This window comes from Nocardia aurantia, assembly GCF_009604425.1.
Lineage (GTDB): Bacteria > Actinomycetota > Actinomycetes > Mycobacteriales > Mycobacteriaceae > Nocardia > Nocardia aurantia.
The window spans coordinates 338,181-361,237 of the sequence record NZ_WEGI01000007.1; the positions used below are offsets into that span (position 1 = coordinate 338,181).

Here is a 23,057-nt window from a genome sequence, read left to right on the forward strand (position 1 = left end):
CCCACGGGCACCGTTGCGAATCCGACCCAGGTGGCGGCACCGGCATCCTCCGATGCCGCCACCGGTCGCGCGGCACAGGTGCCCCGATCCCTTGCGAGGGCGCTGCGATTCGTCGCGGCGCCCTTTTTCGTGGCCCGGAGCCGGTGGCGGGACTCCCCCGCCACCGGCGCGGCGATCCGGGGGACGATGGCGGGGTGACGAACCAGAAATCACCCGAGGGCGGGGATCGGCCGCTGGCGGGCCTGCGGATCGTGGAATTCGCCAGTTACGTGGCCGGGCCGTCCGCCGGTATGACGCTCGCGCAACTCGGCGCCGACGTGATCCGGATCGACCCGCTCGGCGGCGCCCCCGACTACCGCCGCCACCCCGTCTCCCGGGACACCGGCGAGAGTTTGTACTGGACGTCGCTGAATCGCGGTAAGCGGTCGGTGGAAGTGGATGTGCGCTCCGAGCGAGGCCGGGAACTCGCCCTGGCGCTGGCCACCGCACCCGGCGCCGGCGGCGGTCTCGTGGTCGACAACGCGGTGGGGCGGCCGTGGTTCTCCTACGAGGCGCTGGCCGCCCGGCGGCCGGATGTGATCAAGGTGCACATCGGGGGCCTGCCCGGTGGCGGCCCCGCGGTGGACTACACCGTCAACACCGAGGTCGGCGTCACCGATCTGACCGGCGCGGCGGACAACCGCACCCCGGTCAACCACGTGCTGCCCGCCTGGGATCTGCTCGCGGGCTCCACCGCCACCACCGCGCTGCTGGCCGCGTTGCGGCGGCGCGATCGCACCGGGTCGGGCAGCGATCTGCGGATCGCGCTCGCCGATGTGGCGCTGGCGGGAGTGGCGAATCTGGGCTGGTTCAGCGAGGTGCGCGAGCGTGGCGACCGGCCACGGCACGGCAATTTCGTCTACGGCACCTTCGGCACCGATTTCGCCACCGCCGACGACGGACGGGTGATGGTCGTGGCGCTGACCACCCGCCAGTGGCATGCGCTGTGCGCGGCCACCGGGACCGCGAAGGTCGTTGCGGCACTGGCGGAATCGCTCGGCGCCGATTTCACCGACGAGGCCGCTCGCTACGAGCATCGCGAGACGATCGCCGCGGTGATGCGACCGTGGTTCACCGCGCGGACCCTCGAGGCGGCCGGCACGGCACTCACCGAGGCGGGTGTGCTGTGGAGCCGGTACCGCCGAATGTCCGACGTGGTAAGCGATTTCGAGGCCGGCGCCGCGAGCCCGGTCCTCACCGGGGTGGACCAGCCCGGCATCGGCCCGGTCATCTCGGCACGCAGCCCGATCCGCGACGGCGACGAATACGGCACGGCCGCCACAGCTTCGGCCCTCGGCGCCGACACCGGCGCGGTGCTGTCGGAAGTGCTCGGCCTGAGCGACGCGGAACTGCTCGACCTGCGGAAGGCCGGCGTCCTCGGCAGCGGGTGAGCCCTAACCCGTTGCGATGAAAGCCGTTCCCGGGTACCGGTTTTCGATCAGCTGGATGTGGGGGTCGGCCGGCCGCGCCGTCAGCGGACCGCCGGCGCGGTCGAGGCGAGCAGGCCGGCGAGGGCCGTGTGGGCGGTCTCCAGGGTGCCGATCTGTGTCTCGATGTCGTGCAGCCGATCTCGCAGCAGGTCCGACACGCACGAATTGACCTGTGGCCCGGGCCCTTCCACACAGGGCAGCACCTGGCGGATCACCGCGGTGGGCAGGCCCGCCGCCAGCATCGCGCGGATGTGGCCGACGACGGTCGGGGCGTCCGCGCCGTAACGGCGATGGCCGGTGCCGGTCCGCTGGGTACCGAGCAGCCCCTGCTCCTCGTAGTAGCGCAGCGATCGCGGACTCGCGCCGGTGGCGCGGGACAGCTCTCCGATCCTCATGTGATCTGCCTCATCATCGCTTGAATCTCACATCTGTGTCAGATTCTACAGTGAACCGTATGACAACGACCTTCCTCCTCGGCGGCGATCTACCGGTCCACCGGATCGGTTACGGCGCAATGCGTCTCACCGATTCGCCGGATATGCGGCGCGGTGCCGCCGCGCCCGTGTGGCGACCGCCCACCGATCGCGCCGACGCGGTCGCGGTGCTGCGCCGCGCGATCGAACTGGGGGTGAACCTGATCGATACCGCGGACTCGTACGCGCTGGGCGCCAACGAGGAACTCGTCGCGGACGCGTTGCATCCCTACCGCGACGATCTCGTGATCGCCACCAAGATCGGCAACACCCGGCCGGGTCCGGACGAGTGGGTTCCCCTGGGCCACCCCGCCTACCTGCGCCAGCAGGCCGAATTGAGCCTGCGCCGGTTGCGAGTCGACCATCTCGACCTGCTGTATCTGCACCGGGTGGATCCCGCCGTGCCGTTCGCCGACCAGATCGGGGCCCTGCACCGGCTCCGCGCGGAGGGCAAGGTGCGGCATATCGGCCTGTCGGAGGTGTCGGTGGCGGAACTGGCCGCGGCGCAGGCGATCACACCGATCGCGGCGGTGCAGAACCGGTACAACCTGATCGACCGGGAGCACGAACCCGTGCTCGAATACGCCGCCGCGCACGGCATCGCGTTCGTGCCCTACTTCCCGATCGCCATGGGTGCGCACGCCGGGCCGGACAGTCCGGTCGCCACCGTCGCCGCGGAACTCGGTGCGACGCCGGGACAGGTCGCGCTGGCCTGGTTGCTGCGGCGGTCGGAGGTGGTGGTGCCGATTCCGGGCACCGTGTCACCGGCGCACCTGGCCGAGAATGTCGGCGCACTGGACCTGGCGCTGTCCGACGACCGGTTCGCGCGGTTGTCCGCGCTCGGTGATCGGGCGAACGCCGCCTGACGGCGCTGTCGGCGGCGTTCCCCCACCGGTGCACCCCGGTCGGTGGGGTCTATTCGGGCAGCAGGACGAGAGAGCCGGTGGTGGCCCGGGATTCGATGTCGCGATGGGCCCGCGCGGCGTCGGCCAGGGGGTAGGTGCCGCCGAGCCGCACGCGCAGGGTGCCGTCGGCTATCGCGGCGAAGACCGCGTTCGCCCGCCACAGCACCTCCGCGTGCGTGTGGACGAAATGCGGCAGCAGGGGCCGGGTGATCGACAGCGAACCGAGTTCGGCCAGCCGCTGCAGATCCAGCGGGGGCACCCGGCCGCTCGCGGAACCGAACGAGACGAGCATGCCGCGCGGCCGCAACGAGGTCAGGCTCGCCTCGAAGGTCGCCGCGCCGACGCCGTCGTACACGGCCGCGACACCCTCGCCGCCGGTCAGTTCCCGCACGGATTCGGCGAGTTCGGCGCCGTAGCGCAACACCTGCCAGGCCCCGGCCTCCCAGGCCGCCTTCTCCTTCTCGTCGGTGGAGACGGTGGTGATCACCCGCGCACCACGCGCGGCGGCCCACTGCACCAGCAGTTGGCCCATCCCGCCGGCCCCGGCGTGGATCAGGATCGCCTCCCCGGGTTCCGGCCGGTACACCGATTCCAGCAGGTAGTGCGCGGTCACGCCCTGCAGGATCGCGCCGCCGGCGATCGTCCGGTCGATTCCGTCGGGCACGAGCACGCACTGCGCGACCGGGACCGCCACCAGTTCGGCGTACCCGGCCCGTCCGTAGGACCACGCGACGCGGTCGCCGACCGCGAACTCCCCGCCGTGGCCCGCGTCCACCACCACCCCGGCGCCCTCCAGCCCCGGCACGGGCAGTTCGGCCGGATACGCGCCGGTCCGCACGTACACGTCCCGGAAGTTGACGCCGATCGCCTCGGTGCGCACCAGCACCTCCCCCGGGCCGGGGACCGGATCCGGGATCCGGCAGTAGCGCAGCACCTCCGGACCACCGGGCCGGGTCACCACCACTGCACGCATACGTCTCCCTCTCTGTGCGGACCGGCGGTCATACCGTCCCGGCCTTGTATTCGCGGCGCCACCGGTACAGCACCGGCTCGGTGTAGCCGTTGGGCGCGTCCACGCCTCGCTCGATCAGCTCGCACGCGGCTCGCCAGGCGAGGGTGGACTCGGGTTCGGGCAGCAGCGGCCGGTAGCCGGGCTCGTCGCGCAGTCGCTCGTCGACCCGGCCCGCCACCCGGCGCAGGCTGTCCAGCACGTCCGCCTCGCCGATCACGTTGTGGCGCAACCAGTTGGCCAGCAGCTGGGTCGAGATTCGCAGGGTGGCACGATCTTCCAGCACCACGACACCGCCGAAGTCGGGGATCGGCGAACTGGCCACGGCCCGTTCGATCCAGCGCACGACATAGGAGAGGACGGTGTAACACGTGGCGTCCAGCTCGGCCCGCCGGGCCGCGGCGGGCGGCGGTTCGGCGATCGGCGGATGCAGCAACTCGCCCAGCGACCGCCGCGGCCCGGCGGCGGCGATCTCTTGTTGCCGCACAACGACATCCATGTAATGGAAGTGCACGGCGTGCAGGGTCGCCGCGATCGCCGTCGGCACCCAGGTCATCGCCGCGCCCTGCCGCAGTTGATCGATCTTGGTCTCCAGCAGTCCGCGCATCCGCTCCGGCGTGGGCCACATCCCCAGCCCGATCAGGGCCCGGCCCGGAAGTCCGTGTGCCAGACAGGTATCGACGTGCCATTGCTCGTAGGCCCGCGCCCAGCGCTGCTCGCGCATCGCCACCCGGCCCGGCATCGGGCCGGCCGCCATCCAGGTGTGGATCTCGTCGGCGCCACGATCCAGCAGGCCGTTGCCGGTGGCCACCACCCGGTGCCGGACCGCCGCGAGGCAGGCCGCCAGATTCACGGTGGTGCGCCGTTCCTCGTCCAGCAGACCGAGTTTCACCGTATGTTCGGGCAGCCCGAGCAACGCCTCCACCCGGCCGAAGAGTTCGTCGGTGAAGGCGAACTCCGCGGGGCCGTGCTGTTTGGGCACCGCCAGATACACCGCACCCGCACGCGAATTCGAGCGGGTGCCGCCGCCACGCAGGTCGTGCAGGGCGGCCAGGGTGGCGATCACGGCGTCCAGGATGATCTCCGGCACCTCGGCGCCGCGGGCGTCGAGGATCGCGTCGGTGGTCATCAGCGGACCGACGATCCGGGCGAACAGCAGGGCGCGGCCGTGCAGTGTGAGCGCGGAGCCGTCGGGGGCGGTGTACAGCCGGTCCGGGGCGGTGGCCACGCCGGCGACACTGCCCCGCATCAGCTCCAGCCAACTGCGGTAGACCTCGACCTTGTCCGGAACATCAACGGCGGCAACACAATCCTCGAAGTCCATGATCGTGGACAGGCCGGACTCCAGGATCACGTCGTCGATCCCCGCGGTGTCGATGCGGCCGAACGGCCCGGACGGATCGATCCGGATGTCGATGTGCAGCCCGTGGTGCTCGATCAGCACCGCCGACGGCCGGGGCGGATCGCCGCGAAATCCGGCCAGCCGCGCGGTATCGGCCAGGGTCGTGATCGTGCCGTCGGCGAGGTGCACCCGCAACCGGCCCCCGGCGATCCGGTAACCGGTCGAGCTCGCGTGCGAGCCGGTCACCAGCGGCGCCGCCGCGTCGAGGACGCCGCGGGCGTACGCGATCACGGCGAGCGACCGTTCGCCGGGACCGTCCGGGGGGATCGCATCCGTATCGCGCAGTGCGCGATACAGCGATCCCCACCGGGCATCGACCCCCTCACGCGCGAAATCCCGGTCGGCGACGGGCACCAGCAACTGCGGGCCGGGGGCGGTGGTGATCTCGATGTCGGTGTTCGCGGTGTCCACGGTGAACGGCCGCGGGGGCGGTTCCAGATAGCCGATCTCGGTCAGATACGCCCGGTACGCCGCGGCGTCGACATCGGCGCCGCGGTGCCCGGCGTGCCAGGCGTCCAGCGCGTGCTGCAATTGCGCACGCCGGAGCAGCAATTCGCGATTGCGCGGGGCGAGATCGTCGACGATCCGTTCGGTCCCGGCCCAGAACCGCCCGGGATCCACCCCGGTACCCGGAAGCACCTCCCGCTCGACGAAATCCCGCAACCCGCGCGCGATCCGCAGACCGCCGATCCGGACCCGCTCGCCGACATCGACCTCAGCGATGCTCATACAGGCACCACACCATCGACGCCTCGATCTTCCGCAGGATCTTGAGGTTGTCGATGGATTCCACGACGTCCACCGAACCGATGCAGGCGTCGGCGTAGTGCTCGCTGACCAGCCTCGCGGCCTCCGGCTTCGCCTTCACCGTCGACAGCGCGATATCGGCGGGCATGTGCTGGCGGACGAATTGCAGGGTCGCCGGATGCGATACGGCGGAACGGATGTCGCCGAGTCCGCCGGCGAAATCCGAGTGGACCGCGACGCACATCTGCTTGGTCGGCGATTCCCACACTCCGACCATCGTCATCGAATGCAGCTTGCTGAAGTGCAGGTCGACCCAGGAGTCGACCACCGAGCCCGCGGTCATGTCCAGATATCCGGCGGCGACCAGCGCGCGGCCGCCGTGTGCCTCGGAATCATCGATCGCGGCCCGGAAGGAGGGAAACAATTCGATCTTCTCGCCCCCGATGCGGACCGCTTCCGCGTGCGCGTCCGTACCCGCGGGGCCCAGGGTCTTGATCACGTCGTCGTCGTATTTCATGATGATGCACTCGTCCTACCACTGGGATTCGGTAATTCACAGGTCGTCAGCCGGGCCGCCTCGGCGAGCGAACGGCAGCCGGCCAGGGCCAGATCGGTTTCCAGTTCCGCGCGCAGCAGCGCCAGCACCGCGGCGACGCCGGCCTCCCCGGAGACCGCGAGCCCGTACAGGATCGGCCGCCCCAGCAGGACGCCGTCCGCGCCCGCCGCCAGGGCCTTGAGGACGTCCGTGCCGGACCGGATGCCACCGTCGACCAGCACCTCCACCTCGTCGGCGACGGTGGCGCGGATCTCCGGCAGGACCCGGATCGCGGGCACGGCTCCGTCGAGCTGGCGGCCGCCGTGATTGGACACGACGATGGCGTCCACCCCGCTCCGCACCGCCAGCACCGCGTCCTCGCGGGCGAGGATGCCCTTCACGATCAGCGGCAGCTTCGTGCGCTGCCGCAGCCATTCGATATCGCGCCAGGACAGCGCGGGATCGAACATCTCGGTGGTGTGGGTGGCGACCGCCGAGCCGCCGTCGCGGGAGCGCTGTGCGCCCACGGCCGCCTCGCCGCGGAAATGCGCGGCGTAGACGTGCTCGGGCAGGGCGAAATTGTTGCGATGATCGCGCAACCGGCGGCCCAGCCGGGGCACGTCGACGGTGAGCACGATCGCCCGGCAGCCCGCCGCCTCGGCCCGCATCACCAGTTCCGCGGTGGCGCCGCGGTCGCGCAGCCAGTACAGCTGGAACCACAGCTCGGCGCCCGAGGCGGCGACCTGCTCGATCGGCGTCCCGCTGAGCATCGCGACGGTGAACGGCACCCCGGCGGCCTTCGCCGCCCGCGCGGTGGCCGCCTCCCCGTCGGGGTGGACCAGGCTGTGGTAGGCCATCGGCGCGACGGCCAGCGGCAGCGCCGCCGCGGTTCCCGCCAGCCGGGTGGCCGTCGAGATCCGGGCGACATCGCGCAGCATGCGCGGGATCAGGTACAGGCTGTCCAGGGCCTGCCGATTGGCCGTGAGGCTCAGCTCGGTCCCGCTGCCGCCGGAGACGAAATCCCATGCGGCAGCGGGTAATACATCCCGGGCGAGCCGCGCGTAGTCGGCCACCGCGCGCGGCGGGCCGCTGACCGTCGTCACAGCCGCTCCCGCTGGTCCCGCTCCGCCTTCCTGGCCTCGAACAGCGCCTGGACGTTGCTCTTGCCGAACGTCTTCGCGCCGACGCGCTCGATCACCTCGAGAAAGAATGTGTTGCGCGCGTGCGTGGAGCGGGTGAAGATCTGGAACAGTTCGCCGCCGTGGTCGCGATCGGCGAGGATTCCGCCGCCGCGCAGTTCGTCGAGCGGGTGCCGGTCGAGGTCCCCGAGCCGGCCGGGCAGCATGTCGTAATAGGCGCCGGGGGCGCCGAGGAATTCCACGCCGGCCTGCCGCAATTCTCCGACGGCGGTCACGATGTCCGGGCAGGCGAATGCGATGTGCTCGATACCGGGACCGCCGTTGTTGCGGACGAATTCGGCGATGAAGTCCAGGGCCTGTCCGGGCTCCGCGGCCGATTCCACGATGGTGAACGTGACATCGCCCGCCGGATTCTGGACGACCTGCGAATCCATGCCTTGTCCGCCGACCATCGTGCGGTCCTCGAAGATCACCGAGAAACCGAGGACCGATTCGTAGAATTTGACCGCGTTGCGGAGTTCGCCGGCGCCGACCAGATAAGCGAAATGGTCGAGCGTCCGGAAAGTCGCGGATTCCGCGGCGGGGGCCCGGTCGAGCGGGACGATATCGGGCGGTAGCTGCCCCGGTGCGTCGTCGTCGCGGCGCTGGACCAGACCGTGGCGGATGTCGCCGAACGCGCCGAACGCCGCTGTGACGACGCCCGCCCGCTCGGCCGGTTTCAACGTCGCGACCGCGCCGTTGGCCACGGCCTCGGCGAAGGCCGCGCGCACCGCCGGGGTGCGCAGCCAGATGGTGGCGACGCCGTCGCCGTGCTTGCGGACCCAGGTGGAGATCGGTGAACTGTAGGTCAGCCCCTGGGTGAGCAGCAGCACGATACCGCCCTGCCGCAACGCGATCGAACGGTGGGAATGGATGCCCGAACCGGTCCGGCCCGCGATCGCGAAGCCGTATTTCGTCACGAATTCCTTCGCGGCGGTATCGACGTCTCCGACATAGAACTCGACATGATCCAAACGAGCTTCACGTAATACTTGCATGTCAGCTTTCCCATGACTCGAACATCCTGCGCAAGGCAGGAATTTCCGGACAGCAAACCGACCCGGAACATTCGTTGTGCACATGCTCCGGCTTCCGCACATCCACGAGAATTTCGTCGTTGAACACCGCACCCGGCGCGCCACCGGTACATCGGCAACACGGAGCACAGTCTCTGGACCGCGATCGACGCTCGCCGTCGGCGAATACGTCGACAATTCGAGAGAATCATTCTCCCTATTCGAAGTCTACGACACCTCCGGGCGGAGCGACAACAGCGCGGGCCGAAACGAATGAAAACACGAAGTAAAATCCATTCCGCTCAGTCCGCGGACGTGCTGAGTGGAAAAGGAAAATGCGATGCGGAACACATGCACGTGCAATTCTTGTGAATTACGCGAACAACGCACGGCCGTTTTCACGGAAAGTGCGAGACGTTCGGCGACCGGATTCAGAGCGAGGGCACCGCGGCGATCTCGTCCGAGGTGTCGGCCGGCACCGTCAACCGCACCGAGAGCAGCGAGACGAAGGCGATCACCGCCGAGATGGCCGGAACGGCCACGACGCCGCCGATCGACAGGGCCAGCCCGCCGAGCGCGCCGCCGACCGCGACACCGAGGAATTGCATGGAGAAGTGCAGGCCCAGGGCCTGGGAACGTTGCCGGGGCGCCAGCGCGGCGATCCGGGTCTGCTGCGACACCCCGCCGCAACACCAGAACGCGCCCAGGCAGAACAGCACCGGGAAGGTGACGACCGTGGCGGCGGCCGACGGATGCAGCGCGGTGCCAACCGCGGTGGTGGCCAGGAGCACGGCCATCGCGGTGAGCGCCACCCGCAGCACCGTCGCCACGGGCCGCGCGGCCAGGATCCGGCCGATCACGCGCCCGGCCGTGAACGCGCCCGCGCCGAACACGATCATCAGCGCCGCGACGCCCCGGCTGCCCATCCCGGTCGCGCGCTCGACGATCGGCGCGAGATAGGTATAGGTGCAGTACGCGGCGAGGAACACGCCGAAGGTGGTCAGCAGGCTCCAGCGGATCTCTTTGCGCCGCAACAGGTCCAGGCGTCCGCTACCCGGCGGGGCCACCGGCACCTGCGGCAGCATGATCGCCAGCAGCGCGGCGGTCGTCAGGCCCAGGGCCGTGACGAACAGGAACGTGCCACGCCAGCCGAACAATCCGCCGATCAGTGTGCCGAGCGGCGCGCCGACCGTGAGGGCCAGGGCGTTGCCGCTGGCGGTCACCGCGATCGCGCGGGGCAACTGCTCCGGGCGGCACAACGCGGCGGCGGCCGCGGCGGCCGGCGCCGCCAGCAGGGCCGCGCTCGCCGCGGCCAGCACCCGGGCCACGGCGAGCACCGCGTAGTCGGGGGCGACCGCGGCGAGCAGATTCGAGATCGCGAAAGCCACTGTGGCCCAGACCAATACGGGTTTCGGCCGGATGCCGGCGAAGGCGCCGATCAGCGGCGGGCCCGCCAGCGCGTACACGAGCGCGAAGATCGTCACCAACTGCCCGCAGACGGCCACCGACACTCGCATGTCGCGCGCGACGGCCGGGAGCACACCGGCGATGACATAGCCCTCGGTGCCGACGGTGAAGGTGGCCAGCGCCAGCAGATAGACCCGTGCGCCGAGGCCGGCCTGCGATGCGGATTTCCGCGACATTCGAACCCCCGCGAGAAGTGTGTGTGCGGACGGCGGGGCGGTCGCCCCTCGCTCAGATCCCGGCGGCCAGGCGCCGCCGGGCCAGTGCGTCGGCGGCCACCGCGGTGGTGACGCCGGTCCGGGCGGCCGTCTCGAACAGCCCGGTGAGGGTGTCGGCGATCGACTCGATGCGCTTCGCCGCCGTATCCGGATCCTCGCCGAGGATCTCGCGCGCCACCGAATTGACCACGCCACCGGCGTTGGCGATGTAGTCGGGGGCCCACAGGATGTCGCGTTCACGCAGCAGTTCCGCGACCTCCGGCTCGGCGAGCTGGTTGTTCGCCGCGCCGGCCACCGCGATACATCGCAGGCGCGGCACCAGATCCCAGGTCAGCAGGCCACCGAGCGCGGCGGGTACCACCACGTCGACCTCCGCGGTCGCGGCCGCCTCGGGGGTGACGAACGCCGCACCCAATTCGTCGGCCAGCGAGCGCTTGGCCGGATCGACATCGCTGAGGATCAGTTCGGCGCCGGCCGCCGCGAGTTGCCGGGCGATCTGACCGCCGACATTGCCCGCGCCGATCACCGCGAACCGCTTGCCCGCCAGCTCCGCCGAGCCGGACATCGCCAGACAGGTCGCCCGCAGCGCGGCGACCACGCCCCGGGCCGTGAACGGCGACGGATCGCCGCTGCCGCCGTCGGCCTCGGGACGGCAGAAGACGTGCTCGGTGCGCTCCCCGATGACGCCCATGTCCGCGACCCCGGTGCCCGCGTCGGGCCCGGTCACGTAGCGGCCGTCGAATTCCGCCACGATGTCGCCGACGTCGTGCAGCGCGGCGCGGCGCTCGTCGGGGGTGAGCGGGCGGTGTGTGGGCGCCACGACGACCGTCTTGCCCCCGCCGTTGGACAGGCCGGCCGCGGCGCACTTGCGGGTCATCCCCTCCGACAGCCGCAGGGCATCCCGTAGGCCGTCCTCCCAGCGGGCATACCCCCACATCCGGCAGCCGCCGACCGCGGGGCCCAGCACCGTGGAGTGCACCGCGACGATGATCGGCAAACGGGTCCGCCGTCCGCTGCGCAGCACGACCGTCTCGTGACCGAACTCCATCGCAACCTCCGAATACTCTCCGGCACAGCCGGATTCGCCGCCACATCGCTGCGGGCCGCCCCACGCTCCGTCCCTGTCAGCGTGCCCCCGCGGCGGGCGCGGAACCAGCGTCGAAACCGAGAACTTCTCCTCAGCGGATTTGCGGAATCCACAGCGCCGCACTGTGCGCGCATCGGTAACACGTTCGGCTCCATCGGTTTACGACGAGTTACGATGCATCCGTCGGGCTCGCTGTCGAAGGTTCGGAATCCGAGGGTGCCCGGTCTCGTTACGAAATCCACAGTGGGAGGGCGATGTGGAGAATGTGTCCGGTGACTCCGGGTCGGCTGTCGGCACCGTGCTGTCGTGGCAACCGGTCGTAGAGCTGTGCGAAACCGTCGCCGGGGAGCTTCCGGCGGTGATTCCCGACATCGTCGACCGCATCCGGCACGAGATCCCCAGCTATCGGATCGTGGACCGTGCCGAGCACGAACACGATGTCGCGAATCACTACCGGGGCCTGCTGACCGGTCTGGCCGTTCGCCGCTCCCCCACCCGCGCCGAGATCGAGGCGGCGCGGGCGCTCGGCGCGGAGCGGGCCGCCACCGGCCTGCCGCTGCACGCGCTGATCGACGCCTACCACGTCGGCTATCGCGAAATGTGGAACGTCCTGCTGACCCGCGCCCAGGCGCGCGACGCCGAGGCCGGCGCACAACTGGTCTCGATCGTCGGGATGGTGTGGACCTGGGTGCAGCAGTCCAGCAGCGCCGCCGCCGAGGCGTACGGGGCGGCCGTGCGGGCCGCCGACGCCACCCTGCTCAGCCTGACCCACCAGTTCCTGGACGGCCTCGCCACCGGCGCTCCCACCGGCGTCGACCTCACCCGGCTCGCCAACGCCCTCACCTTCGATCCGGCGGGCGAGTTCCAGGCCCTGTGCTCACCCGCGGCCGCCTGGCCCGACGAACGCCTGATGGATCTGCGCAACCGGCACTGGCCGGGCACCGTCCGGTGCGCGACCCGGGGCAACCTGATGATCGCGCTGCTCCAGGACGTCGCGCCGGACGCCGTGATCGCCACCGCGCACCGCCGGGATCCCGAGGCCGCCTTCGGTATCGGTCTGCCGCGCACCGGCCTGACCGGCGCGACGGCGAGCATGGCCGACGCCAGAGCCGCACTGCCCCTTGCCGTTCCGGGCGCGGCGGTGGCCTTCGCCGAGCACTGGCTGCTGGCCACCGTGGCGCCTGCCGCCCACCGGTACGCGGCCCTGCTCGACCCCTGCCGCGAGGCGGCCCGCTCGCATCCCGAACTCGCCGAGACCGTCCGGGGATTCGCCGACAACGGCTTCTCCCTCACCACCACCGCCCGGGTGCTGCACATCCATCCGAACACCGTGAAGTACCGCCTGCACCGCTGGCAGCAGCTCACCGATCGGGACGTGCGCACCTGGGAAGGGTTGTCCGCCAGCATCATCGCGCTCGGGTTGCCGCCACTGCCCTGACCGGCCTGGCGAATCCGAGAACCTGCCGCGCTCCCGCTGCGTATTCCGCAAAACCGCCGGTCGGGCGAATCCGGCCCGACCGGCGTACCACGCGAACCCGAGACCCGTTGTGGTACAACGAGTACGGCGACGAACAAGTCGACGAGGCCGTGCCGGTCGCCGTCCGATCCCGCCCGCCGCCCTCGTCCGAAGCCGGCGATCGCGCGGCGCTTCGCAGCGGGTGAACTTCTCGTTCCGTCACGCGGAATTCCTTGGGGGTCATCATGTCCGAAGCCCTGCCCGCCTACCCCATGGCCCGAGCCGCCGGTTGCCCCTTCGATCCGCCACCGCGGCTGCGCAAGGTCGATCCGATCAGCCGGGTGCGCATCTGGAACGGCAGCACGCCCTGGCTGATCACCGGCTACCACGATCTGCGCGCGGTGCTGTCCGACCAGCGGTTCAGCGCCGATCCGCGCCACAGCGGCTATCCGCACCAGTCCGCCTCGGTCGAGGCCCGGCAGTCCACCGCCTACCGCGCCTTCATCGCGATGGACGACCCGGAGCACGCGCGCCTGCGCCGCATGCTCACCGCCAACCTGTCGGTGCGGCGGGCCGAGGCCATGCGGCCGCGGATCCAGCAGCTCGTCGACGAGTTGATCGACGACCTGCGCGCCGGGCCGGCGCCGGTGGATCTGGTGTCCGCCTTCGCCTTCCGGGTCCCGTCCCTGGTGCTGTGCGACCTGCTGGGCCTGCCGCCGGCGGACAGCGACTTCTTCCGGGTGGCCGCCGCGACACTGCTGTCCTGGACCACCCCTGTGACCGAAACCCTCGCCATCAGTACCGAACTGCGCGCCTACCTGCTGAATGTCATTGCGGCGAGACGGCAATCGCCGACCGACGACCTGATCGGCCGTCTCGCCGCGGGCCCCCTCGCCGCCGGCGAGGCCACCATCGACGAGATCCTGGACCTCATCGTCCAGGTTCTGATCGCGGGCCACGAGACCACCGGCAACATGATCGCCCTCGGCACCCTCGCCCTGCTGGCCCACCCGGACCAATTCGCCGAACTCCGCGACACCGACGACCCGGGCGTCGTCACCACCGCCACCGACGAACTCCTGCGCTACCTCAGCGTCGTCCACGGCGGCCGCCGCCGCGTCGCCACCGCCGACATCGAGATCGGCGGCGCCCTGATCCGCGCCGGCGAGGGCGTGGTGCTCACCCTGGAGGCGGGCAACCGCGACGAGACGGTCTTCCCGGACCCCGACCGCCTGGACATCCACCGCCGCTCCCGCGGCCATTTGGCCTTCGGCCACGGCACCCACCTCTGCCTCGGCCAGCCCCTGGCCAGAGTGGAACTCCAGATCGTCTTCGGCACCCTCTACCGCCGCCTCCCCACCCTCCGCCTCGCGGTCCCGTTCGACAGCCTGGAATTCGCACGCGAAACCGTGGTGTACGGAGTGCGGTCGTTACCGGTGGAGTGGTAGTAGCTCGCACTCCGCTTTCCGACGTGAGTTGGATCACACGGTAGTACGCTGAGGGCGGGAGAGCCGGGGACGGTCGGGGGGCCGGGGGCGCTTGTGAATGATGCACTGCCCGAAGGTGCGAACCACCCGGACCCTGACGCGACGACCCGTGTTCGCGACGACATGTCGCGGGGTGCGTCGTCCATATTTCTCCGGGAGGAAACCGATGTCGCAATCCACTCGTCTCGACGGGGCATTCCAGGACGCATTGACGAGAGCCGTCGATCTGGACAAACAAGGCATTTCTCCGGAAGGCGAAAACGAGCTGTTCTCCGGCCGCACGCCTTCGAATGCCGAACTCGTCGAGACGTGCAGGCGTTTCTATCACGCACATCGCACCGTGCTCGATCGCGCGGTGGACGATGCCGTACATTTCCTCGCCTCGCCCGAGGGTGTCGCGTACGTCAAGGCGCTCAAGGGATCGTTCGACAGTGCGAAACCCAATCCGCTCAGCGACGAGATCGCGGCGCGGATACTGCACCGTGGCGAATTCGACCTCGCGGTCTCCCAGCCACCGGCGTTGCGCGGGTTCGGCATCGGCGTCTCGGCCGGAGTGAGCGCGGTGATCGGACTGCTCGCCGGCGCCGATCTGGTCTTCGACTTCAAGGACAAGACCCAGGTGCACCCCCGGACCTGGGCGGGCGGTTCCGTCAAGGGCGGGCTGTCGGTCAGCGCGGGGCTCGAACTGAGCTTCTGGGTCGACAAACCCGTGTCCGGCGCGATCGCCGGGTGGCTGCTGGACCTCTACGTCCCGAATCCCACCTACAAGATCGTCGTCTTCGTCCGGTTCATGTACATCAATCAGCGGGCCGAGGGCACGACCGATTTCGAATTCAGCGGCGTGTCGGTGCAATTGCCGTTCGGGATCGGAATTCCGCTCCGGATCGACAAGGACAAGGACAAGGTGGTCGCGCTGTTCGCCGCGCGCCAGACGGCATGGGACAGAACCCGGCGCGCGACCATGAGCGTGGTGAACAAGGCGACCGGACTCCCGGCCATCGCGGTACAGGAGACGGCCACACTCCAAGTCACCCTCAGCAATACCGGGGACGATGTCGAGTTGAGTTCCGGCGCCGCCATGACGTTCAGCATGCCGTCCTATTTCACCAATGACGATGTCGCCGCGATGAATATCAGCTACGCCGGATGGAAGTCCTCGACGACCACCGGACCCAACGGTGATCTGCGCCTGGTGCTCACCCTGTCGGGTGATTACACCTGGGGAGCCGGCACCGATATCCTCTTCGCGATCGGTAATGTCAAGAGCAGCAATCAGCCGCCGATCGGCCAGCAGTCGCGCGCGGGTCAGGTGATTCTCGCGCTGAGCGACTCCGCGCTCGAGAAATCCGTCCCCGCCAACGCCGATTTCGCGCTCGTCTGGTCGACCTCCGAAGCCTCGGTATCGTGGTCGACCCAGATCACCGACACATTCAAACTGCTCGGCCCCGCGAACGGCACCGCGGACGCCTATGCCCAGCCCGGTTATCAGGCGGTACCGCTGACCACCGCCGTGGACACCACCGGCACCGTCTGGTTGCTCGGCTACCAGTACAACTACAACACGGCCGTTCCGGACACCGTCATCCCGCAGATCCGTGCGGTCTGGACGAAACAGGATTCGGCGAAGACCCCGAATACCTACTGGCAGGGCACGACGATCGACCCGTCCTCACCGGCGGGCACGACCTCCACCGCCTACTACGGAGGGTCGGCGTCGACCGGAAACTCGATCACGATCAAGGCGGTTTTCGGATAGTCCGGCGGAGCCGCCGATCCGGTCTCGCTGCATCCCACCGGATCGGCGGCAATCCGGCGTTCACGGAAGTGATCGCAGCGCGGCGGCGGCGATGGCCTCGCGGGTATCGGCGATCTCGGCCGGCGTGAGGTCTATCGGACGATGGGTGAACGCATTGTCCTCGAGCGTCTTCACGGTCGCTCCCGCCGCTCTGGCGAGCTCTCCGATCCGGGCCGTGGCCGTCAGCAACGCGGCGGACGCCTCGGTGCCCGAGTCGATGATCTGATGCCGGTCGAAACTTTCCGCCAGGTTCCGGAACACTTCCGCCGGAACGGGATTTGCGGCGACGGTGACGACGCATTGCGGCCGGTCACCGGCGCAGTAGTCGGCGAGATCCCGTTCCCGAAATTCGGCCCAATGGACACGCACCGGCCGGTGGCGCGGATCCCCCGGTCCGGGACGACTGTGACCCGGTGCGTCGTTCGGCGACCAGCCACACGCGGCTCGATACGCTGGCGATGCTGCCGGATCGGCCAGTGCTCTGCCTCGGAGAGGAGCAGGGAGATGCCGCAGGATCAGAGACCCCTCGAGGATTTCGTCGCGACCGTCGAAACCTGGTACCGCGACGATGTTCAGGGATTCCGGACGTTGTTCGACGCGGCCGTCGCCGGGGCCCAGCCGAATCCGGACGGCACGCCCGAACCGGTGCGATACGACTGGCGTGGCAGAACCGTCGGCGATCTCTGCGCATTCTTCCGGGACTGGTACAACTGGCTGCCGCGACCGGCCACCGCACTCGACTACATCCGTAAATTCAACTGGCTGACCTATCGCAACGAATACGGGTCGGTCTTCGTCACCTGTGGCCTGGGTTTGCGGATGACCGCCGATTTCACGAATCTCCAGGCCACCCATCAGATGGGCTGTGCGACGAATGCCCGGTGGCGGCAGCTCGCCGGCACCTGGGCCGAATTGCTGCCGGATATGGACGACTACGAGCCGGGTCCGTACGCGACGTTCAACGATTTCTTCGTGCGCCGGCTCCGGCCCGGGAAACGGCCGGTCGACGCGCCGGAGGACGGGCGGGTGGTCGTCGCACCGGCCGACGGCATCGTGTCCATGATCGTGCACGACCTGACCGACACCACGCGGATCCCGGTCAAATCGGCGACCATGAATGTGCGGCAACTACTCGGCGGCTCCGATTACGCGGATCGTTTCCTCGGCGGTACGGCGGTGTCCTGCATCCTGCTGCCCGATTCCTATCACCGCTACCATTCCCCGGTCGCCGGTGAGGTGATCGCGGCGACCGACCACATCGGCGGCTGCTATTACAGCGACCGCGATCCACCGGAACCATCCGGCGGCCACCGCTTCGACTACCGGCACTTCGATAGATTCCGCCGGGGCTACGTGATCATCGAGACGCCGGACCCGTACGGTGGAAATCGGCCGATCACCGTGGGACTGGTGCCTGTCGGCCTCAATTCGATTGCGTCCGTGCAGTTCCGGGACAAGTTCACCGGCCCGCTCCCGGTGCCGGTGGCGAAAGGTGAGGAACTCGGCTGGTTCCGCTACGGCGGCTCCCTGACCATCCTGCTGTTCGAACCGGATCGGTTCCCCGCCCTGCAACTGCGCCAGGGCCAGCGGATCGGCACCCTGGACCAGGCGGACCGGGTACGCGGCCTGTTCTCCCGGCACAACGGCCACACCCGATCGTGAGCGCGAGGCCGACAGCAAGGGCGAACCGCGGCTTCGATCAGATGCGCAGCAGTTGCACTTTGCGGCCCTCGGCAGTGACCTCTTCGGTGAAGACGCCACGCTCGGACAGCGGGGCAGCGCCGGGGCGGCGATCGAAGATCACCAGCGTTCCCGTCTCCAGCCCCACCCCGGCAAGGTAGGAGTCGAGCTGATCGAGGCCCTCGTCGACCGGGTCCTCGCGGCCGGGCCACCAGACCTTCAATTCCATCGCCTCTCGCTGCACGGCGCGTTTTCCGTCCGTACCCGTGTATGGCTTGCGGAGGAAAATTTCCACGCGCCCCGTGCCGACACCGTATTCACTGTCGACGAAACCGCCGCCGTTCACGATCCGGTACAAGTATCCGAGCAGCACCAATTGCGCACCCGCCTCGTTGTAGCCTCTGCCGACCGCCATCATGGCGCCTTTTTCACGCCAGAACGCGACGAATTCGCGCAGCAGCTTGTCGAGGTCGATCCGGCCATCGGACAGGATGAAGCTACGCGGGCTGTCCGTGACCATATCCATGACGGGCTGCGCCAGCACTCGCGCGAGAACCTCTCGATAGATCGGATTCGCCACCGCGACCGGACTGTCCCGAGCGATCAATCCCAGGTCCCGCACGTATGCGACATCGTCGTTGTACGACGGATCGACCTCGGGAAGCAGACCCGCGATCAGCGGCTCGACGATCCGCCGCACCCGAGGTTCGGCGAGTTTCGCAACCACGGAATCCAAGTGGACGGCGCGCCCGTCGATGAGACGGCGCGTCGCCTCATCGATGTGGTCGGCAGTGATCGGAACCGGTGGCCGCACCTCGATCTCGACGAGGATCTGCCGCGCGATCGCATTGACCAGCCACGGCTGGCCGGCCGAATAGGCGAATACGCGCTGAAGGGCATCCTCGGTGAACGGCTGCCCACTGTCCGTAGTGTACTGACCGTAGAGTGCGGCAATATCGTCCACGCTGAAATCACCGATCCGCATGGAATCCACGGCGATATTGAATGGACTCGCGCCGCCCAGCCGTGCGGGGTCCCCACCGGACGCTGCCTTGTACTCCCGAATGTCACGCAGACCCGACAAAACCACAGAAGCGGGAAAACCCTTGGGCCGCACCCGGAAACCATCACGCAATTGTCGCAGCAGAGTCATCATGCTCTGCCCGTGCATTGCATCGACCTCATCGAGCAACAGCACGATCGGAACCGGACACTGCCGCGCCCAGGCGCGCAGACCAGCCTTGATCTTGGTGCCCGGCGGCGCATCCGGCCACACCGACGGCGGCAACCACGACTCCGGATAGTCGCGATCCAGGACCGCTTCCCGAATCGAATACAGGACGATGTCCTCCGCAGCGGAATAATCGTCGCCGGCTACCTGAGCCGTCTCGCACGACACGAGTACGGCGACCTGCTCGTTCTCGGCGGAAAGCGCGTCCGCCAGAGCGGTCAATGTGGTCGTCTTACCGGTCTGGCGAGGAGCGTGAACCACGAAATACAATCCCTGCTCGATCAATCCCCGGGCCTTCGGCAGCCGTGCCTGTGCCGGAAGCATGTAATGCAGCTCCGGATCGCACTGCCCCGTCGTGTTGAAGGTCCGCATTCCCTCACCGTACCGGCCACTACTCAGCGGTCGGCGAGCTGCGCTGCCGGCACCGATACGGTTCGAGCACAGCCGCTCGGGTCATGCTCGCCCGAATCAACGGGATCAGGTTCACGTGGACACAGGAGCCGAGAGCCTGTGCAGCTTCTGCCCCAGCATGTCCGCGTGCCAGGGCTGGTCGTTGTTTGGTTTCGGGCTGCACGGGTAGTTCGCGCCACATCGTCGGCAGGCGGCGAAGGCTGGACGGAGGTGCGGACGCATGGCCGGGAATGCTCGTGCGGTGACGGTCGGGGTGGAGGAGGAGTTCCTGCTCACCGACCCGGTGACCGGTGCGCCGGCGCCGAAGAACCGAGAAGTCGCCGAGGCGGCGAAGGCCGCCGGGGTCGAGGTGGATCTGGAATTGACCAGCTGCCAGGTCGAGACCAGCACCGGCGTGCACACCGACATTCGCGAACTGCACACCGAACTGCAACGGTTGCGGACCACCGTCGCGGACTGCGCCGCCGAACAGGGCGCGCGCCTGCTGGCGGTCGCGGTTCCGCCGACCATGCCGCAGGGATTCCCGGTCACCGACACCCCTCGCTATCAGCAGATCGCCGAGCACTACGGGATGATCGCCCACGAGCAAGGCCTGTGCGGCTGCCACGTCCATGTCGGGGTCCCCGATCGCGAGGCCGCGATCACGGTGTCCAATCACGTGCGCCCGTGGCTGCCGGTGCTGCTCGCGTTGACCGCCAACTCTCCGATCTACCAGGGCCGCGAGACCGGGTACGCGAGCTGGCGCAGCATCCTGTGGCGACGCTGGCCCAGCGCCGGCCCGCCCCCGTACTTCGCCTCCCGGGCCGACTACGAGTCGATCGTGGCGATGATGCGCGCCGGGGGCAGCATCCTGGACAAACAGATGGTGTACTGGGACGTCCGCGCCTCGGAATCGTTTCCCACCGTGGAGATCCGGGTCAGCGACATCCCCGCCACCTCGGCCGAATCCGCCGTGCTGGCCGCCCTGGTCCGCGCCACGGTGACCACGGGGTTGCGAGCGATCGAGTCCGGACGCGCCGCGACGGCGGTACCCGGTGAAGTGCTGCGGGTCGCGTACTGGAACGCCGCGCACTCCGGCCTGGACGGACCGGGCCTGGACCCGATCGGCGGTGCGATGGTCTCGCACCGCGAGTTGCTGACCGCGTTGATCGACCACACCGAGACCGCGCTACGCGAAACCGGGGACCTCGACTTCGTCACCGAATACCTCGACGTCCTGGACCGCACCGGCAACGGCGCGCGCAGACAACTGGCCGCCCTGCGCGCCCACGACGACATCGCCGACGTCATCAACGAAATCGCTCACGCCACCCTCCAAAGCCCTTGACAACGCTGACCAAGGGCTCAGGATCTTCTATCGCACTCTCGTTCAGCCTTCGGCAGCCAATTGTCCGCAGGCGGCGGCGATTTCCTGGCCACGGGTGTCACGGACCGTGCACGGCACGCCCTGAGCCTCCACACGCCGGACAAACTCCCGCTCAACAGGTTTCGGGGAGGCATCCCACTTCGAACCCGGAGTCGGGTTCAACGGGATCAGGTTCACATGCACCCGCGAACCCAGCGCCTTGTGCAACTTCTGCCCCAACAGGTCCGCACGCCACGGCTGATCGTTGATGTCACGGATGAGGGCATACTCGATCGAAATCCGGCGACCGGTCCTGTCCGCGTAATACCTTGCGGCATCCAGGACTTCGGACACCGACCAGCGATTGTTGACCGGTACCAACGTGTCTCGTAGTTCGTCGTCCGGAGTGTGCAGGGAGACAGCCAGAGTCACCGACAGGCCCTCGTCCGCGAGCTTGCGGATCGCGGGGGCCAGGCCGACCGTGGAGACCACCACGTTGCGCTGGGAGATGCCCAGGCCGTCGGGGGCCGGAGAGGTGATGCGGCGGACCGCGTTCACCACCCGCTTGTAGTTCGCGAGCGGTTCACCCATGCCCATGAAGACGATGTTGGACAGGCGGCCCGGGCCGCCGGCGATGTCGCCGTCGCGCAGGGCCGCGGCGGCGGCGCGGACCTGGTCGACGATCTCGGCGGTGGAGAGGTTGCGGTTCAGGCCGCCTTGGCCGGTGGCGCAGAAGGGGCAGGCCATGCCGCAGCCCGCCTGGCTGGAGATGCAGAGGGTGTTGCGGTCGGGGTAACGCATCAGCACCGACTCGAGCAGGGTGCCGTCGCCGGCGCGCCACAGGGTCTTGCGGGTGGTGCCGGCGTCGCAGACCACGTGGCGGACCTCGGTCAGCAGGGGCGGGAAGAGGGATTCGCCGATTTTCGCGCGGATCGGGGCGGGCAGGTCGGTCATCGCCTCCGGATCGGATTGGAGGCGGCCGTAGTACTGGCGGGCGATCTGGTCGGCGCGGAATGTGGGGAGGCCGAGTTCTTCGACGGCCTTGCGTCGCTCGTCGGAGTCGAGGTCGGCGAGATGCCTCGGGGGCATGCCACGGCGCGGGGCATCGAAGACGAGCGGCAGGGGGGTGGTCATAACCTTTCCAGTGTCCCACTCGGGCGGGTTACGGCGGCGACCGGGATGCGCGGGCGGGCGGGAGCACGCATACTCGCGAGAATGTCGGACTATTCGGACTACGACGAATTCGGGTTGTTCGCCGAGAACGCGGAGGAGGCCGGGCTCGAGTGGGCCGGGCCGCCGCGGGTGCGGCGCATCTCGGTGGATATCGGCGGCGGGCGGCGGGTCAGCGGGCTGCGCTGGGGTGACGGGGAGCCGGAGCTGGTCTTCCTGCACGGCGGCGCGCAGAACGCGCACACCTGGGACACCGTCGCGCTGGCGCTGAACCGGCCGCTGCTCGCGCTCGATCTGCCGGGGCACGGGCACTCCGATTGGTGGGACGACCACCTCTACACACCGGAACTCCTGGCGGAGGCGGTGGCGGTCGTCATCGCGGCCGAGGCGCCGCGGGCCGAGGCGGTCGTCGGTATGTCGCTGGGTGGTCTGACCTCGTTCCTACTGGCGGCACGGCATCCGGAACTGGTGCGCCGGCTGATCGTGGTGGACGTGACGCCGGGCACCGGGGACCATCCGGGTAAGACCGCGGCCATAGCGGCGTTCGTCGGTGGGCCCGCCGACTTCGCCTCCTTCGACGAGATCCTGGAGCGGACCGTGGCGCACAATCCCGGGCGCTCGGTGCGGTCGCTGCGGCGCGGGGTGCTGCACAACGCGCGGCCGCGCGCGGACGGGCGCTGGGTGTGGCGTTACGACCGGCTACGGCCCACCGCCGACGGTTCGATGGATTTCGGGCCGTTGTGGGAGGACGTGTCGGCGGTGCGGGCGCCGCTGCTGCTGGTGCGGGGCGGCCGGTCACCGGTTGTCGACGACGGTGATGTGGCCGAGTTGCTGCGGCGGCAGCCCACCGCCCGGGTGATCGTGGTCGAGGAGGCCGGGCATTCGGTCCAGGGTGATCGGCCGGTCGAGCTGGCGGCGTTGATCAGCGATTTCCGCACCGCGTGACATACGGCGGCCCACCGGCCGGCGGATCGGTGGG

Annotated in this window: 19 protein-coding genes; 8 read left to right on the top strand and 11 right to left on the bottom strand. The window is 69.2% G+C overall.

What is annotated here, in order from left to right; genetic code table 11:
- Window positions 1-194: 194 nt before the first annotated feature.
- Window positions 195-1,430: a CoA transferase gene (locus NRB56_RS17885; RefSeq protein WP_319943138.1), complete on the top strand. Its 1,236-nt coding sequence runs from the start codon at window positions 195-197 to the stop codon at window positions 1,428-1,430.
- An 80-nt stretch (window positions 1,431-1,510) separates the two neighbouring features.
- Here NRB56_RS17885 and NRB56_RS17890 read toward each other — a convergent pair whose 3' ends face one another.
- On the bottom strand, window positions 1,511-1,864 hold the full coding sequence (locus NRB56_RS17890) for a MerR family transcriptional regulator (protein ID WP_153343580.1): 354 nt from the start codon (window positions 1,862-1,864) through the stop codon (window positions 1,511-1,513).
- Window positions 1,865-1,923: 59 nt separating this feature from the next.
- On the opposite strand from NRB56_RS17890, the gene NRB56_RS17895 reads away from it, so the two are divergent.
- Window positions 1,924-2,808: an aldo/keto reductase gene (locus NRB56_RS17895; protein ID WP_153343582.1), complete on the top strand. Its 885-nt coding sequence runs from the start codon at window positions 1,924-1,926 to the stop codon at window positions 2,806-2,808.
- 49 nt (window positions 2,809-2,857) lie between these two features.
- On the opposite strand, the gene NRB56_RS17900 is transcribed toward NRB56_RS17895, so the two are convergent.
- The 7 genes from NRB56_RS17900 to NRB56_RS17930 form a co-directional block, all read right to left on the bottom strand.
- Window positions 2,858-3,820, bottom strand: coding sequence for a quinone oxidoreductase family protein (locus tag NRB56_RS17900; protein ID WP_153343584.1), 963 nt, complete (start codon window positions 3,818-3,820; stop codon window positions 2,858-2,860).
- Between the two features lie 28 nt (window positions 3,821-3,848).
- On the bottom strand, window positions 3,849-5,987 hold the full coding sequence (locus NRB56_RS17905) for a malate synthase G (protein ID WP_153343586.1): 2,139 nt from the start codon (window positions 5,985-5,987) through the stop codon (window positions 3,849-3,851).
- Entirely contained in the window at window positions 5,974-6,522 is a 549-nt protein-coding gene (locus NRB56_RS17910) for a hypothetical protein (RefSeq protein ID WP_153343588.1), read from the bottom strand. The genes NRB56_RS17905 and NRB56_RS17910 overlap by 14 nt, the downstream gene beginning before the upstream one ends.
- On the bottom strand, window positions 6,519-7,643 hold the full coding sequence (locus NRB56_RS17915; RefSeq protein WP_319943139.1) for an alpha-hydroxy acid oxidase: 1,125 nt from the start codon (window positions 7,641-7,643) through the stop codon (window positions 6,519-6,521). Before NRB56_RS17915 ends, NRB56_RS17910 begins: the two co-directional genes overlap by 4 nt.
- Window positions 7,640-8,716 (bottom strand): 4-hydroxyphenylpyruvate dioxygenase, encoded by a 1,077-nt coding sequence (hppD, locus tag NRB56_RS17920; RefSeq protein WP_153343590.1) that lies wholly within the window; start codon window positions 8,714-8,716, stop codon window positions 7,640-7,642. The genes NRB56_RS17915 and hppD overlap by 4 nt, the downstream gene beginning before the upstream one ends.
- Window positions 8,717-9,165: 449 nt before the next feature.
- Window positions 9,166-10,377 carry an MFS transporter gene (locus NRB56_RS17925; protein ID WP_153343592.1) on the bottom strand — a complete coding sequence of 404 codons (1,212 nt, stop codon included), beginning with the start codon at window positions 10,375-10,377 and terminating at the stop codon, window positions 9,166-9,168.
- A 52-nt stretch (window positions 10,378-10,429) separates the two neighbouring features.
- On the bottom strand, window positions 10,430-11,464 hold the full coding sequence (locus tag NRB56_RS17930) for a Glu/Leu/Phe/Val family dehydrogenase (protein WP_153343594.1): 1,035 nt from the start codon (window positions 11,462-11,464) through the stop codon (window positions 10,430-10,432).
- A gap of 295 nt (window positions 11,465-11,759) precedes the next feature.
- Between NRB56_RS17930 and NRB56_RS40165 the strand changes: the two genes are divergently transcribed.
- The 3 genes from NRB56_RS40165 to NRB56_RS17945 all read left to right on the top strand — a co-directional run bounded on the left by NRB56_RS40165 (window position 11,760) and on the right by NRB56_RS17945 (window position 16,202).
- Entirely contained in the window at window positions 11,760-12,941 is a 1,182-nt protein-coding gene (locus NRB56_RS40165) for a PucR family transcriptional regulator (protein ID WP_153343596.1), read from the top strand.
- Between the two features lie 263 nt (window positions 12,942-13,204).
- Complete coding sequence (locus tag NRB56_RS17940; RefSeq protein ID WP_227837893.1) at window positions 13,205-14,407, top strand: cytochrome P450; 1,203 nt, start codon at window positions 13,205-13,207, stop codon at window positions 14,405-14,407.
- Window positions 14,408-14,612: 205 nt separating this feature from the next.
- On the top strand, window positions 14,613-16,202 hold the full coding sequence (locus NRB56_RS17945; protein ID WP_153343598.1) for a hypothetical protein: 1,590 nt from the start codon (window positions 14,613-14,615) through the stop codon (window positions 16,200-16,202).
- 60 nt (window positions 16,203-16,262) lie between these two features.
- On the opposite strand, the gene NRB56_RS17950 is transcribed toward NRB56_RS17945, so the two are convergent.
- On the bottom strand, window positions 16,263-16,610 hold the full coding sequence (locus tag NRB56_RS17950) for a hypothetical protein (protein ID WP_153343600.1): 348 nt from the start codon (window positions 16,608-16,610) through the stop codon (window positions 16,263-16,265).
- A 135-nt stretch (window positions 16,611-16,745) separates the two neighbouring features.
- On the opposite strand from NRB56_RS17950, the gene NRB56_RS17955 reads away from it, so the two are divergent.
- Window positions 16,746-17,903 (top strand): phosphatidylserine decarboxylase, encoded by a 1,158-nt coding sequence (locus NRB56_RS17955; RefSeq protein WP_153343602.1) that lies wholly within the window; start codon window positions 16,746-16,748, stop codon window positions 17,901-17,903.
- A gap of 37 nt (window positions 17,904-17,940) precedes the next feature.
- On the opposite strand, the gene NRB56_RS17960 is transcribed toward NRB56_RS17955, so the two are convergent.
- Window positions 17,941-19,524 (bottom strand): ATP-binding protein, encoded by a 1,584-nt coding sequence (locus tag NRB56_RS17960; protein ID WP_194290897.1) that lies wholly within the window; start codon window positions 19,522-19,524, stop codon window positions 17,941-17,943.
- Between the two features lie 259 nt (window positions 19,525-19,783).
- On the opposite strand from NRB56_RS17960, the gene NRB56_RS17965 reads away from it, so the two are divergent.
- Window positions 19,784-20,890, top strand: coding sequence for a carboxylate-amine ligase (locus NRB56_RS17965; RefSeq protein ID WP_153343605.1), 1,107 nt, complete (start codon window positions 19,784-19,786; stop codon window positions 20,888-20,890).
- Between the two features lie 42 nt (window positions 20,891-20,932).
- On the opposite strand, the gene rlmN is transcribed toward NRB56_RS17965, so the two are convergent.
- Entirely contained in the window at window positions 20,933-22,042 is a 1,110-nt protein-coding gene (gene rlmN / locus NRB56_RS17970) for a 23S rRNA (adenine(2503)-C(2))-methyltransferase RlmN (protein ID WP_153343607.1), read from the bottom strand.
- Window positions 22,043-22,123: 81 nt separating this feature from the next.
- On the opposite strand from rlmN, the gene NRB56_RS17975 reads away from it, so the two are divergent.
- Window positions 22,124-23,023 carry an alpha/beta fold hydrolase gene (locus NRB56_RS17975; protein WP_153343609.1) on the top strand — a complete coding sequence of 300 codons (900 nt, stop codon included), beginning with the start codon at window positions 22,124-22,126 and terminating at the stop codon, window positions 23,021-23,023.
- The last annotated feature ends 34 nt before the right edge of the window (window positions 23,024-23,057 follow it).